At 61.2% G+C, this 14567-nt stretch carries 11 protein-coding genes, 1 tRNA gene and 2 pseudogenes; 13 read left to right on the forward strand and 1 reads right to left on the reverse strand.

From position 1 onward, the window contains the following. Positions 1-11 precede the first annotated feature (11 nt). From AD663_RS20150 to AD663_RS29415, 13 genes and pseudogenes are all read left to right on the forward strand, one after another. Positions 12-1082 (forward strand): putative urea ABC transporter substrate-binding protein, encoded by a 1071-nt coding sequence (locus AD663_RS20150; protein ID WP_053214426.1) that lies wholly within the window; start codon positions 12-14, stop codon positions 1080-1082. A gap of 15 nt (positions 1083-1097) precedes the next feature. Next, on the forward strand, positions 1098-1913 hold the full coding sequence (locus AD663_RS20155) for an ABC transporter permease (RefSeq protein ID WP_053214427.1): 816 nt from the start codon (positions 1098-1100) through the stop codon (positions 1911-1913). Further along, positions 1910-2698, forward strand: a complete 789-nt coding sequence (locus tag AD663_RS20160; RefSeq protein WP_003184376.1) for an ABC transporter ATP-binding protein — start codon at positions 1910-1912, stop codon at positions 2696-2698. The genes AD663_RS20155 and AD663_RS20160 overlap by 4 nt, the downstream gene beginning before the upstream one ends. A 12-nt stretch (positions 2699-2710) precedes the next feature. Continuing rightward, on the forward strand, positions 2711-3436 hold the full coding sequence (locus AD663_RS20165; RefSeq protein ID WP_003184378.1) for an urea amidolyase associated protein UAAP1: 726 nt from the start codon (positions 2711-2713) through the stop codon (positions 3434-3436). An 11-nt stretch (positions 3437-3447) separates the two neighbouring features. Continuing rightward, positions 3448-4089: an urea amidolyase associated protein UAAP2 gene (locus tag AD663_RS20170; RefSeq protein ID WP_053214428.1), complete on the forward strand. Its 642-nt coding sequence runs from the start codon at positions 3448-3450 to the stop codon at positions 4087-4089. 302 nt (positions 4090-4391) lie between these two features. Next, positions 4392-8072, forward strand: a complete 3681-nt coding sequence (gene uca, locus AD663_RS20175; RefSeq protein WP_053214429.1) for an urea carboxylase — start codon at positions 4392-4394, stop codon at positions 8070-8072. A gap of 22 nt (positions 8073-8094) precedes the next feature. Then, positions 8095-9873 carry an allophanate hydrolase gene (gene atzF, locus AD663_RS20180; protein WP_053214430.1) on the forward strand — a complete coding sequence of 593 codons (1779 nt, stop codon included), beginning with the start codon at positions 8095-8097 and terminating at the stop codon, positions 9871-9873. Between the two features lie 256 nt (positions 9874-10129). Continuing rightward, positions 10130-10741, forward strand: a pseudogene (locus tag AD663_RS20185) (GGDEF domain-containing protein); the annotation flags it as partial. Further along, on the forward strand, positions 10734-10952 hold the full coding sequence (locus tag AD663_RS20190) for a cysteine-rich CWC family protein (protein WP_003184387.1): 219 nt from the start codon (positions 10734-10736) through the stop codon (positions 10950-10952). The pseudogene AD663_RS20185 and the gene AD663_RS20190, both read left to right, overlap by 8 nt. Before the next feature lie 35 nt (positions 10953-10987). Then, complete coding sequence (locus AD663_RS20195) at positions 10988-11680, forward strand: pseudouridine synthase (protein ID WP_053214512.1); 693 nt, start codon at positions 10988-10990, stop codon at positions 11678-11680. A 310-nt stretch (positions 11681-11990) separates the two neighbouring features. Beyond that, positions 11991-12875 carry an alpha/beta fold hydrolase gene (locus AD663_RS20200; RefSeq protein WP_053214431.1) on the forward strand — a complete coding sequence of 295 codons (885 nt, stop codon included), beginning with the start codon at positions 11991-11993 and terminating at the stop codon, positions 12873-12875. Positions 12876-13036: 161 nt separating this feature from the next. After that, positions 13037-13110: transfer RNA gene (locus AD663_RS20205), tRNA-Gly, on the forward strand. Between the two features lie 677 nt (positions 13111-13787). Then, positions 13788-14124, forward strand: a pseudogene (locus AD663_RS29415) (PIN domain-containing protein); the annotation flags it as partial. Positions 14125-14372: 248 nt separating this feature from the next. Here AD663_RS29415 and AD663_RS20215 read toward each other — a convergent pair. Continuing rightward, complete coding sequence (locus AD663_RS20215) at positions 14373-14567, reverse strand: hypothetical protein (protein WP_025212339.1); 195 nt, start codon at positions 14565-14567, stop codon at positions 14373-14375.

A 14567-nucleotide genomic window follows, 5' to 3' on the forward strand; every position in this document is an offset into this window, starting at 1 on the left:
GGAGAACCACCATGCTCAAGCTTCGTCTATCTGCCCTGCTCCTCGCCGCCGTCTCGGCCCTTGCGAGCTTTTCATCCACCGCCGCAGAAAAAAAAGACCACTTCAACGTCTGCTGGACGATCTACTCCGGCTGGATGCCCTGGGAATACGCCGGTAGCCAAGGCATCGTCGACAAATGGGCGAAGAAGTACGGCATCAAGATCGATGTCGTACAGCTCAACGACTACGTCGAATCCATCAACCAGTACACCGCCGGTCAGTTCGATGGTTGCACCATGACCAACATGGACGCCCTGACCATTCCGGCCGCCGGTGGCGTGGACAGCACCGCGCTGATCGTCAGCGATTTCTCCAACGGCAACGACGGGATTGTCCTCAAGGGCGACGGGAAGAAAGTCGCAGACCTCAAGGGCATGGACGTCAACCTGGTGGAACTGTCGGTTTCCCATTACCTATTGGCCCGTGCCCTGGATTCGGTTGGCCTCACCGAGAAAGACCTGAAAGTCGTCAACACCTCCGACGCGGATATTTCCGCCGCCTTCAATACCGACCAGGTCCGCGCCGTCACCACCTGGAACCCGATGCTCTCAGACATCAAGGCCCAGCCCGGCGTAAGCGAAGTGTTTAATTCCAGCCAGGTTCCCGGAGAGATCATGGACATGATGGTGGTCAATACCCAGACCCTCCATGACAACCCTGCGCTGGGCAAAGCCTTGACCGGCGCCTGGTTTGAAGTAGTGGCGCTGATGAACGCGAAGAACGCCGCGAGCAAGGCCGCACTGGAACACATGGCCAAAGCCTCAGGCACCGACCTGGCCGGCTTCCAGTCGCAATTGGACACCACCAAGCTGTTCGCCACGCCCAAGCAAGCCCTCGATTTCGCTACCAGCCAGCAACTGCCCACGACGATGCGCAAGGTCGCCGAGTTTTCCTTCCAGCACGGCTTGCTGGGCGAAGGCGCCAAGGACGCCGACGCGGTCGGCATGGCCTTCGCCAATGGCGAGACACAGGGCGACAAGGCCAACCTCAAGCTGCGCTTTGACCCGACCTACGTCCAGCAGGCCGCCGACGCCAAGCTGTAAACCGGAGGAGCTGGCATGCGCCTGATCAACCGCTACCCGGACCGCCCCAGCCGCTTGTTGCTGGTAATCCTGCCGTTCGCATGGGTGTTGTTCGCCTATTTCATGGGCTCGGCCGAACGCCTGACGGACAACCCCAACGACAAACTGCTGCCCAGCGCCGTGCAAATGGTCGATGCGGTGAAACGCCTGGCCTTCACCGCGGATGCCCGCAGCGGCGATTACCTGCTTTGGCAGGACACCGCGTCGAGCCTGCAACGGTTGGCAGTCGGCTTGGGCATCAGCGCCCTGGCCGGATTGTGCCTGGGCATGGCTGCCGGTACGTTGCCGCTGCTCGGCGCGCCGTTGTCGCCGCTGCTCACAGTGGTGTCGATGGTGCCGCCACTGGCCATCCTGCCGATCCTGTTCATCGTTTTCGGCCTGGGTGAACTGTCGAAAGTGATGCTGATTGTCATCGGCGTCACGCCTTGCCTGGCCCGGGACCTGGAACAGCGCGCCCGGGAAATTCCGTCCGAACTGCTGATCAAGGCGCAGACCCTCGGCGCGTCGACCTGGACCCTGATGCTGCGGGTGGTGTTGCCGCAATTGCTGCCGCGCCTGTTGATATCCCTGCGGTTGATGCTCGGTTCGGCCTGGCTGTTCCTGATCGCCGCCGAAGCCATCGCTTCCACCGATGGGTTGGGCTACCGGATTTTCCTGGTCCGTCGCTACTTGGCCATGGACGTGATCCTGCCCTATGTGGTGTGGATCACCCTGCTTGCCTGGCTGATGGATTGGGGCATCAAGCGCCTGACCCGCCAAGCGTTCCCTTGGTATGAAGGGGCGAAAGCATGAGCTTCATTACGGTGAGTAACGTCTGGCAGGAATATGCCGACCAGGTGGTGCTCGAACGCCTTAACCTGAGTGTCGCCGAAGGTGAATTCTGCACGCTGGTGGGCGCGTCGGGTTGCGGCAAGTCGACCTTCCTGCGGCTGTTGCTGGGCCAGGAACGCGCCAGTCGCGGACAGATTCTGCTGGATGGCGAGCCCTTGGCCGGTGAGCCGGACGCCAGCCGGGGCGTGGTGTTCCAGCGCTATTCGGTGTTCCCCCACCTGAGCGTGTTGGACAACGTCGCCCTGGGCCTGGAACTGCCGCGCTCGCCACTGCTGGGGCGCCTGTTTGGCAACGCCAAGCGCCTGGTCCGCGAAGAGGCGGCGCATCTGCTGGACAAGGTCGGACTCGGCCATGCGCTGGACAAATATCCGGCGCAGTTGTCCGGCGGTATGCAACAACGGCTGGCCATCGCCCAGGCATTGATCATGAAGCCGCGCGTCCTGCTGCTGGACGAGCCGTTCGGCGCCCTCGACCCGGGCATTCGCAAGGACATGCACGCCTTGTTGCTCAATCTGTGGCGCGAAACCCGGCTGACGGTGTTCATGGTCACCCATGACCTGTCCGAAGGTTTCAGCCTCGGCACCCGCCTGTTGGTGTTCGACAAGGTCCGCGTCGACCCCCATGCCCCCGGCGCCTATGGCGCACGCATCACCTATGACATCCCACTGAACAGCGACCGCCGCACCGCCCGTGCCGCCGTCGACGCCCTGCCCGCCGAACTGGCCGGCACGTTGCGTATCGCTTGAAAGGAGTTTTCCATGACCGACTCAACCCACTTGTTCGAACCCTTTGCCGAAGAACTGCTGCCCGGTGGCGGCCACCGTTCCTTCGTGCTCAAGCGCGGCCAGCTGTTGCGCCTGACCGACCTGCGCGGTGGTGCCAACGTGAGCCTGATGCTGCTCAACGCCAACGAGAAAACCGAACGCCTGAACCTGCCCGACAGCCTCAAGTGCCAACACACCGCCAAGCTCACCACCGGCCATTGCCTGTACTCGGACATGGGGCGGGTGCTGCTGGCAATCACCGCCGATACCTGTGGCTGGAGCGATAGCCTTGGCGGCGTGCTCTGCGCCGAGGAAGTCGCTGAAAAGTACGGCCAGGGCCGTTATCAGGAACTGCGCAACGGTTTCTTTCGCAACGGCACCGACAACCTGCTGGTGGAGCTGGGCAAATGGGGTTTGGGCCTGTCTGACCTGCTGATGACTCTCAACCTGTTCAGCCGGGTCAATGTCGACGAGGCCGGCGGTTTCCACTTCGTCGAAGGCCACGCCAAGGCCGGTGACTTCATCGAATTGTATGCGCCGATGGACACTCTGGTGGTGCTGACCGCGCTGCAACACCCGATGGACCCGAACCCGCACTACGCACCGCAACCAATCAAGCTCAGTTGGATGAATGCCGACCCCAGCGTCGCCGAGCACTGCCGTCTTTCGCGCCCGGAAAACCAGCGCGGTTTCATCAACACCGACCGTCTGTTCGCCTGAGGATCGCCGCCATGTCACTTGCTCTCGCCACCGCACAAAAGCAGCCGGAAACGGCCGTCTACCGCGCCACTATTCCCGCCGGGGAACCTTGGTTGACAGAGGTCAAGGCCGGCCAGACCGTACGCATCCTCGACCTGGAAGGCAACCAGGCGGTCGATACGCTGTTCTACAGCGTGGCCAACCCCAAGGAACGCTACGACGTGCAACGCACCCTGCGTCGACAAAACAGCGTTTATTTGAGCACCGGCAGCTTGCTCTATTCCAACCTCGGCCATCCGATGCTGACCATTGTCGAGGACACGTGCGGTCGCCACGACACCCTCGGCGGCGCCTGCGCCCAGGAAAGCAACACCGTGCGCTACGCCTTGGAAAAACGCCACATGCACAGCTGCCGCGACAACTACCTGCGCGCCTGCGCCCACGATGGTCGATTGGGCAAAGGCGATATCGGGCCGAACATCAACTTCTTCATGAACGTGCCGGTCACTGCCGACGGCGGCCTGACCTTCGAAGACGGCATCTCGGCGCCAGGCAAATACGTCGACCTGCGGGCTGAAATGGACGTGATCGTCCTGATCTCCAACTGCCCGCAACTGAACAACCCGTGCAATGCCTACAACCCGACCCCGGCGGAGCTTTTGATATGGGACTGAAACTCACCCGCCTGCGACGCTGGCTGTTTGCGTTGTGCCAGAGCCGGTCGGGGCAATGCATCAAATAAACGCAGATTTTATTAACACCACCCATGCCCTGTGGGAGCGAGCTTGCCCGCGAAGACGTCGGCGCATCCAACATCGCCGCCAACTGACCCACCGCTATCGCGAGCAAGCGCGCTCCCACAAGGGATGAGGTGTTTGGAAGTTTCGCCACCGGGGACGACCCCGGCGGCCATCGAAAACTGCGGGACGGCCCGCATCCCAGGTCAGGCAGATATTCGTGCCTGAGGGGTAACGCCATGTTCGAAAAAATCCTGATCGCCAACCGTGGCGCCATTGCCTGCCGCATCCTGCGCACCCTGCGCGAACTGAAGGTTCAAGGCGTGGCGGTGTATTCCCAGGCCGACGAGGCGAGCTTGCATATCCTGCAAGCCGATGAAGCCCACTGCCTGGGCGAAGGCGCAGCGGCCGGCACTTACCTGGCAGTGGACAAGCTCCTGGCAATCGCCAGAAGCAGCGGCGCAACGGCGATCCATCCCGGCTACGGTTTTCTCTCGGAAAACGCCGCTTTCGCTGAAGCCTGCGAGGCCGCCGGTATCGCCTTCATCGGCCCGACGCCGGAGCAATTGCGCGTCTTCGGCCTCAAGCACACTGCCCGCGACCTGGCTCGCCAATATGGCGTGCCACTGCTCGAAGGCACCGACTTGCTGGACAGCCTCGACGCCGCGTTGGAGGCAGGAGCGCGGGTCGGCTATCCGGTGATGCTCAAAAGCACCGCGGGCGGCGGCGGGATCGGCATGCGCGTATGCCGCAGCGCGGCCGAGCTGAGCGAATCCTTCGAAGCCGTCAAGCGCCTTGGCCAGAACAACTTCAGCGACGCCGGCGTGTTCATCGAGAAATACATCGAACGCGCCCGGCACCTGGAAGTGCAAGTCTTTGGCGATGGCGCGGGCGAGATCATCGCCCTGGGTGTGCGCGACTGCTCGGTACAGCGGCGCAACCAGAAAGTCCTTGAAGAAACCCCGGCGCCCAATCTGCCCGAAGGCATGGCCGACGCGCTCTGCGCCGCAGCGATCCAACTGGCCAAGGCTGTGGACTACCGCAGCGCCGGCACCGTGGAGTTCGTGTTCGACAGCGATGCGGGGCGCTTCTATTTCCTGGAAGTGAACACCCGCCTGCAAGTGGAGCACGGCGTCACCGAGCAGGTGTGGGGCGTGGACCTGGTGCGCTGGATGGTGCAACTGGCGGCCGGTGACCTGCCGCCACTGAGGGAGTTGAGCCAGGGATTGAAAGCCGAGGGCCATGCAATTCAGGCACGCCTGTACGCCGAGGATCCCGGCCGGGATTTCCAGCCCTGCCCTGGCCTGTTGACCGCCGTGAAATTTCCCCAGGCCGACGGCAAGCACTTGCGCATCGACACTTGGGTCGAAGCCGGTTGCCAGATCCCGCCCTACTTCGATCCGATGATCGCCAAGGTCATTCGCTGGGCACCCACCCGCGAACAGGCGCGCCTGGGCTTGCACCAGGCACTGGGCGAAAGCCTGCTGTACGGCGTCGAAACCAATCGCCAATACCTGCAACAGATTCTCCTCGATACGCCTTTCGCGGACGGCCAGCCTTGGACCCGCTGCCTCGAGACGCTGGTCTATCGCGCCAATACCTTGGAAGTACTCAGCCCCGGCACCCAGACCAGCGTCCAGGACTACCCCGGCCGCCTCGGCTATTGGGCCGTGGGTGTGCCGCCGTCGGGGCCGATGGACAGCCGCTCGCTGCGCCTGGGCAATCGCCTGCTGGGTAATGAAGAAGGTGCGCCCGCGTTGGAAATCACCATGAGCGGGCCGCTGCTGCGCTTCAATTGCACGGCACGAGTGGCCGTGACCGGTGCGCAGATTGCGCTGACCCTCGATGGCGAAACGGTGCCGATGAACACGCCGCTGTCGATTGGCGCCGGCGCTACGCTGGCCATCGGCACGATTTCGGGAGCAGGAGCACGCAGCTACTTATGCCTGCAAGGCGGCTTGCAAGTACCCGATTATCTTGGCAGTAAAAGTACCTTCACCCTCGGCCAGTTCGGCGGTCACGGTGGTCGGGCGCTACGCACCGCAGACGTGCTGCACCTGGCAGCGCTGGAAGCGCACACCGTGGCGCCGGCCATGAGCGCGCCGGCCCTCGAACTGCCGCCCTTGCGCCAGATCCGCGTGATCTACGGTCCTCACGGCGCACCGGAATATTTTACCGAAGACTACATCCAGACGTTCTTCGACACGGCATGGGAGGTGCATTTCAATTCCAGTCGCACCGGCGTCCGGCTGATCGGGCCGAAACCCGAATGGGTGCGCGCCGACGGTGGCGAGGCCGGGCTGCACCCGTCCAACATCCATGACAACCCGTACGCCATCGGAGCCGTGGATTTCACCGGCGACATGCCCGTCATCCTCGGCCCCGACGGCCCGAGCCTGGGTGGGTTCGTCTGCCCGGTGACGGTGATCGAGGCGGACCTTTGGCAACTGGGCCAACTCAAGGCCGGCGACAAAGTACAGTTTGTGCCGGTGGACATATCAACCGCTCGGTCATTGGCGACACACTTCCCTTGTGGCGAGGGAACTTGCTCCCGCTCGAGTACGCAGCACTCGCCCGACAATAACCCTACCGATAAAGAGATGGGGCCGCTTCGCGACCCAGCGCGAGCAAGCTCGCTCGCCACAGGTTTTGGGTGTACACAGAAATGGGGGTCGCCTGTGGTGTTGGACATCGGCCACGGCGACACTCGGTTGGTGGCGAGATTGTCCGGCGATACCCATCTGCTGCTGGAAATCGGCGCGCCCGAACTGGACCTGGTGCTGCGCTTTCGCGCCCACGCCTTGATGCAGGCCTTGGAACACAAGCAACTGCGCGGTGTGATCGACCTGACGCCGGGCATTCGATCGCTGCAAGTGCACTACCAACCCGAACAGATGCCCCTGGCCGATCTTCTGAGCATCGTCGCGGGTGAATGGGACGCGGTGTGTGCCGCGCAGGACCTGCAAGTGCCGTCGCGCATCGTGCACCTGCCCTTGTCCTGGGATGACCCGGCCTGCCAGCTCGCCATCGAAAAATACATGACCACCGTGCGCAAGGACGCGCCTTGGTGCCCGAGCAATCTGGAATTCATCCGGCGCATCAACGACCTGCCCAACCTCGATGAAGTGCAGCGCACAGTGTTCGATGCCAGCTATCTGGTGATGGGCCTGGGGGACGTCTACCTCGGTGCGCCGGTCGCCACGCCATTGGACCCACGGCACCGGCTGGTCACCACCAAATACAACCCGGCGCGGACCTGGACCGCGGAAAACTCGGTGGGCATTGGCGGCGCCTATATGTGCGTATACGGCATGGAGGGCCCGGGTGGCTATCAGTTCGTCGGGCGCACGTTGCAGATGTGGAATCGCTATCGGGACGTCGCCGCATTCGATGGCAAACCTTGGCTGCTGCGGTTTTTTGACCAGATCCGCTTCTACCCGGTCAGTGCCGATGAACTGTTGCGCATCCGCCGGGATTTCCCGCTGGGGCGCTTCGACCTGAAGATCGAGCACAGCCAGCTCAACCTCGCCGATTACCAAGGCTTTCTCGCCCGCGAAGCGGACAGCATCGCCGCGTTCCGACGCCAACAACAAGGCGCCTTCGACGCCGAGCGCGAACGCTGGATTGCCAGCGGCCAAGCCCATTTCGACAGTGAAGAAGCCACGCCCGTGGCCAGTGAAGACACGCAGTTGGCCGAAAATCAATTAAGCATCGACAGCCACATCGCCGGCAACCTCTGGCAGGTCCAAGTGGAGATGGGCGCGCGGGTCGCCGCCGGTGATGTGCTGGTGATTCTGGAGTCAATGAAGATGGAAATCCCGGTACTCGCGCCGGTGGCCGGCGTGGTGCGCGAGGTCCGCGTCCAGCCTGGTTCGGCGGTACGCGCCGGACAGCGTGTGGTGGTGCTGGAACGTGACTGAACTCAACCAAAGGATCAATGCCATGAACCTCTCTCTTCGCCTGGACGACCTGCGCAACACCTATCGCCGCGGCGACCTGACGCCTCGTAAGCTGCTGTTGAGCCTGCGGGAAAAAGCCGCGGCACTGAACCCCGATTATCATCTGTTCATTCATTTGCTGACGCTTGAGGAACTGGAGCCCTACCTGGCCGCCTTGGAAGACCAGGACCTGGAAAGCCTGCCCTTGTACGGCGTGCCCTTTGCGATCAAGGACAACATCGACTTGGCTGGCATTCCTACCACCGCTGCCTGCCCGGCGTATGCCTATGTGCCGCAACGCTCGGCCACCATCGTCGAGCAATTGCTGGCCTTGGGCGCGATTCCCCTGGGCAAGACCAACCTTGACCAGTTCGCCACCGGGCTCAATGGCACTCGTTCGCCCTATGGGGCTTGCCACAACAGCGTGCTGCCCGACTATCCGGCGGGCGGTTCCAGCGCCGGCTCGCCTCTGGCGGTGGCCTTGGGAGTAGCAAGTTTTGCCTTGGGCACGGACACCGCCGGCTCCGGCCGGGTGCCCGCGGCGCTGAACAATTTGGTCGGACTGAAAGCCACCAAAGGATTGATCTCCACGGCTGGCGTGGTCCCGGCCTGTCGCACGCTGGACTGCGTCACGACTTTCACCGCAACGGCAAGGGAAGCCAGCCATTTGCTGGCAATGACGGCCCGTCTCGATCCACGCGATGAATACAGCCGCAACAATCCGCAGTGGAACGATGGCCCGGCATTCGGCGCACCGCGACGCTTTCGCTTCGGTGTGCCACGCCAACAGGACTTGGCGTTTTTCGGCTGCGAAGAAGGGCCGCGCCTGTTTCTGGAAGCCGTCGAGCGACTCGAACGGTTGGGTGGCGAAGCGGTGGAACTCGACCTGTCGCCCTTCCTCGAGGCCGCGCGCCTGCTGTACGAAGGACCGTGGGTGGCCGAGCGCTACAGCGTTGCCGGTGAGTTGATGGAGCGTGAGCCCGAGGCCGTATTGCCGGTCATTCGCGCCGTACTGGCGAAGGCTCCTACGGTGAATGGCGTCCAGACTTTCCGCGCCCAATACCGTCTACAGGCCCTGAAAGCGCGCTGCGATCGGCTCATGGAAACGCTCGATTGCGTGGTAACTCCAACCATCGGCCGCCCGGTGACGCTCGCTGAACTGGCCGCCGAGCCGGTGCTGCGCAATTCGGAACTGGGTTACTACACCAACTTCATGAACCTGCTGGACTACGCCGCCGTTGCTGTCCCGAGCGCGTTCATGGCCAACGGCTTGCCCTGGGGCGTGACGCTGTTCGGTCGAGCGTTTACCGATCAATACCTGCTGAGCGTGGCCGATGCGTTGCAGCGCCAGCAGGACCCTACGCTGCCAATACCGGCCAGTGCGGCGCGTCACGACCGGGCGCGGCTGGTGGTGTGCGGCGCACATTTGGACGGGCTGGCGCTGAACTGGCAGCTCAAGCAACGCGGTGGCCGTTTGATCGAGGCCACCCAAAGCTCGCCGCACTATCACCTCTACGCCCTGGCCGGCGGCCCACCCTTGCGCCCTGGAATGGTTCGGGTGAATGAGGGCGGCGTGGCGATCGAAGTCGAAGTCTGGGAGCTGCCAAGCAGTGAATTGGGCTCGTTCCTGACCGGTATCCCCGCACCGTTGGGACTGGGCAAAGTGCAGTTGGCCGATGGTCGCTGGGAAAGCGGCTTCATTTGTGAGCCGTATGGCCTGGAAGGGGCAAGGGACATCAGCCACTTGGGAGGATGGCGGGCCTATCTCCACAGCCTGAAATAATCTCGCCCCCGTGGCGAGGGCATTTGCTCCTCGTCACGTTCCTACAAACCTGCAAATCCGAGTGTTTTTTCCTACAAGGCCACTAGACTGATTTCATTGGGTCTGCGCCAAGGGAATCGCCATGTCGCTCCGTTCGCCGTTGTACGCCCAGCGCAAGCCGCTCCTGATCACAGTGGCGCTGCTCGGTGCGGGTTTCCTGGTCATTTCATTGCTGGGTTATTACGCAGCACCTGCCTCGGTACGCGAGCACCTTCTCAAGGCGCTGTACCTGAACCTGCTGATCGGCCTGCTCGTGGCGCTGACTGCGCTCGCACTGCTCTATCGCCTGATCAACAATTTTCAACACCGTATCGATGCCCAGGCGACCCTCGACAGCCTGACGGAACTGCCCAACCGTCGTGGCTTCGACCTGCTGGCCGTCCAGGCCCTGCACGAAGCCCAGCGCGACCCCAAGCCCTTGACCGCGCTATTGCTGGAACTGGACGATTTCAAGCGACTGGACGCCGCTCATGGCCATATCGTCAGCGACCAACTATTGACCGGATTCGCGCGCAACCTGGCTGAAAGCCTGCGGCACTCGGACATTGTGTGTCGCTGGGGTTACGAGATATTTGTCGTCCTGCTCAAGGACACCGATGGACAGACCGGTCTGAAAATCGCAGAGAAAATTCGTCAGCACATCGAAAAACAGCGTTACTTCTGCAGCGGGAAGCAATTGCTTGTCACTGTCAGCATCGGCCTTACCACCTTGCAGGACGAGGACACCTTGCACAGCCTGCTGTCGCGGGCTGATCATGCGCTGCAACGCGCCCGACAGACCGGATGCAATCGAACCTGCGTGGAACTGCCTCACTCCAGTTATGAATAAACCCGACCTTTGCCCAGCCTGCGGCGGCGCCAACGACTGCACGCTGGCCAATCCGAAAACGGCCGACCGGCCCTGCTGGTGTTTTAGCGTGAGTATCGACCCGGCGGTGCTTGAAGCATTGCCGGCCGAACTGCGCGATCAATCCTGCCTGTGTCCGCGCTGCGCCCAGGTCCAAGCCCACCTGCAAGCCAGGCCCCGGCCGATCGAGTAAGATGCGCGCCCTCTGCCTTCATGCCTGTACTGCCCATGCGCGTTGACCGTTTCCTCAGCAATCTGCCGTGTTTCAACCGTCAACAGGTCCGGCTGCTATTGGTGGAACGTCGGGTGCGGATCGACGGCCAGACTGTCAACGATCCGCATGCGCAAGTGCGTGAATTCAGTCGCGTCGAAGTCGACGATCAACTGCTGCAGGCGGGCCGCCCGACGCGCTACTTCATGCTGCACAAACCATCCGGCTGCGTCAGCGCCACGCGCGATCCGCAACACCGCACCGTCCTCGACTGTCTGGAGGAACCGGACAAGGAAGACCTGCACATCGCCGGGCGCCTGGATTACAACACCACCGGCCTGATGCTGATTACCAACGACGGCGCCTGGTCGCGGCGCCTGACCCAACCGCAGACCAAACTGCCAAAGGTCTATTACGTCGAAACCGAGCAGGCCATCACCGACGAGTACGCTGAGGTCTTTGCCCGAGGCCTGTATTTTGCCTTTGAAAATCTCACCACCTTACCGGCGCAACTGGAGCTGCTGGGACCGAGATCGGCGCGACTGAGCATCGTCGAGGGGCGCTATCACCAGGTCAAACGCATGTTCGGCCACTTCAATAACAAGGTGTTGCGCCTGCACCGTGAACGCATGGGGCCACTGCTGCTGGACGCTCTTCTGGAGCCGGGCCAGTACCGCGCGTTGAGCCCTGAGGAAGTCCGTCTCGTCTGAGTCCGGCGACCGCTGGGCAGAAGTGTCAAACAATTTGCTGCGCGGCACTTGCGCAACGGCCGCCCCCCTGCTTGAATCAGACCGTCGGCCGAAATGTGACCGATGAGTCACAACATACTTCCAAGAAACTTTTTGCCGGCCGGAACCCTCAGGTTCTGCCTTGTCCCTCCGGCAGACTGCCCGCCATAACAATACCCGTCGACCGTTTTATGGATCGACATGGGCCTTATCTTCCAGGCGAATGCCTACCTGTCACATTGCCCGTGCAATCTCATTGCGCGCATACCCGCTTGCCTAGGAGTCTTATGACATGAGGCCAGAAATCGCTGTGCTGGATATACAGGGTCAGTATCGGGTTTACACGGAGTTCTATCGCGCAGACGCCGCACAAAAGACCATCATCCTGGTCAACGGCTCGATGGCCACCACTGCGTCGTTTGCACAGACTGCAAAAAACCTTTATCCGCAATTCAACGTTGTGTTGTACGACCAGCCCTACGCGGGCAAGTCCAAGGCCCACAACCTGCACGAGACAATGCTGACGAAGGAGATCGAAGGGCAGATTCTCCTGGAGCTGATCGACCATTTTGCCGCCGAGCATGTGCTGTCGTTCTCCTGGGGCGGCGCCGCCACGCTGAGCGCCTTGGCGCAACGCCCGCGACGCATCGAGAAAGCCGTGATCAGCTCGTTTTCACCGGTGCTCAATGCACCGATGCGCGACTACCTGGAACGCGGCGTGGATTACCTGGGTAGCCTGGACGGCGACCGGGTCGGGCACTTGGTCAACAGCACCATCGGCAAGCATTTGCCGCCGCTGTTCAAGCGCTTCAACTATCGCCACGTCAGCAGCCTGGCCGAGCATGAATACGGGCAGATGCACTTCCACATCAGCGACGTGCTCCACAGCGACCAGCAGTGCTACATCAACGCGGCAAAAAAAATCAACGTCCCGGTGCTGTTCCTGAACGGCGAGTGGGACGAATACACCTCGGCCACGGACGCCAGGCTCTTCGCCAACCACGTGCAGCACAGCACCTTCAACACGCTACAAGCCACCGGGCACTTCCTGGACATGGAGCACAAGGCCGCGTGCCGGGACAGCCGCAACGCCTTGCTGGGTTTCCTCACACCGGAACACCACGAAAGCCGACCGCGCTATAGCTACGTGCAGGATTACCATGCACTGGCCATCTGAAACGAGTCCTGGCGAGCAAGCCCCCTGCTGCCCCTCCAGCAACGGGGCTTGCCCGCCAATGACCGCTCTGGTTTGAGTCTCGCGTAGACGACTGGCAGCACGCGAAGTGAAGAAAAACTTCAAATCCGCGCCCACATCTGGTACAAAGTCAGCCGCTCTGAGCGGGTGTCGTATAATGGCATTACTCCAGCTTCCCAAGCTGATAACGAGGGTTCGATTCCCTTCACCCGCTCCAATCGAATTTTTCCCACGTTGGTATCGACGGGGGATGCAGGAAAAGAAAAACCGGCCTTGATGGCCGGTTTTTTTATATCCGAGACTTGACTCAAGGTACGTAAGAATCCGCCGGCTTGTGCGTTTTTGGAGTGGGTTCTATCGTTTTTCGGTCGCTGGAAAAACAGCGATCGGGTTTGGTAGCCCCTCCGCATCGACGCATCGTGTCACCTTGCACGGCCATCTCTAGGCCGGCGCTTTATGGTGGCCATGCGCAGGGCTCCCTCCGGGGACGCCGGTTCCGATGCCCGGCCTACCGACCTTCGATGACCACTACCCTCCGTTTGGTGCCTGTGCAGGCATAGTGTGGGAATCAAGCCGTAGCTACGTAGGGAGTCGACAAAGCCAATCGCTCAAAAAACGCCTCCAAACATGTGTTACCTCAAAGCCATTTCCACAACGGCAAGTCGTAGAACTACCCACGTATGCAATTCGCCTACTCGGTGAAGCTCTGAGCGAGCTTGCGTTGGGCAACACCGTTAAAGTTGTTCCGATTCATGCAGAGCTGCCCCCCCTGGAAGGGGCTGATCTGCTCAAGTTTGCTGACTTGATGGAATACAAAAACCGACGTGAACAGGACAGTCACGCGATTCAGGATGAGCTAGCCACTTAGGCGCAGGTGCTGGGGATGGTGTACGAATCAGGCGTTCACCTTACACGGCAGTTTATGACGCGAATGTTCTCTACCCTGCACCCTTGCGTGATTTTTTGATGCGTCTTGCAGTGACCGGTGCGTATCGCGCGCGCTGGTCAGCGCAGATCCACGATGAATGGAAGCGCAATCTATTGGTGAAGCGACCAGATCTCACGGTCGATCAAGTAAACCGCTCTTCAGCGCTCATGGATCGGGCCATCCCGGATGCCCTCACTGATTACGAATCGATTTGTCGCGCAGCTGGATCTTCCGGACGCTGATGATCGGCACGTTCTCGCCGCTGCTCAAACATGCTTAGCGACAAAAGCGACGACGACGAACACGGTCAGAGCGAACGCTGCACCGATGCTGAACGGCAACCACGTAACGCGGAATGTGGTCGGGGCCGGGCGCCTCATCTCTTCTGCTAAAGCCTCTACTTCTCGATGTAATTGCTCAATGCTTGCCTGATGACTTCGATGTGTGGACATCTCTTTTCTCCTCCGAGGTCGCGGGGCCCTGCTGAGTCATTGAAACGTTTCTAGCAATCCTGAGCCATGTGATATTGACGCATTGTTGCGATCCAGCACTCAGATTTTAACCCAAACACTCGTAAAGGCGACAATGGCGGTCACTACCCCAGCCCCTACTGCGTATGGGTACCAGAAAGCTTCATGCTTCAGCTTCGTTTCTTCGGCTGTAAGCTTGCGAGTCTCAGCCAACAACTTTCGAGTTTCGATCAATAGCTTATCGAGCTCTAAATTATCGCGGTCGTTCTGAAGCAT

The organism is Pseudomonas sp. Q12-87, from assembly GCF_001269755.1.
Taxonomy (GTDB): domain Bacteria; phylum Pseudomonadota; class Gammaproteobacteria; order Pseudomonadales; family Pseudomonadaceae; genus Aquipseudomonas; species Aquipseudomonas fluorescens_S.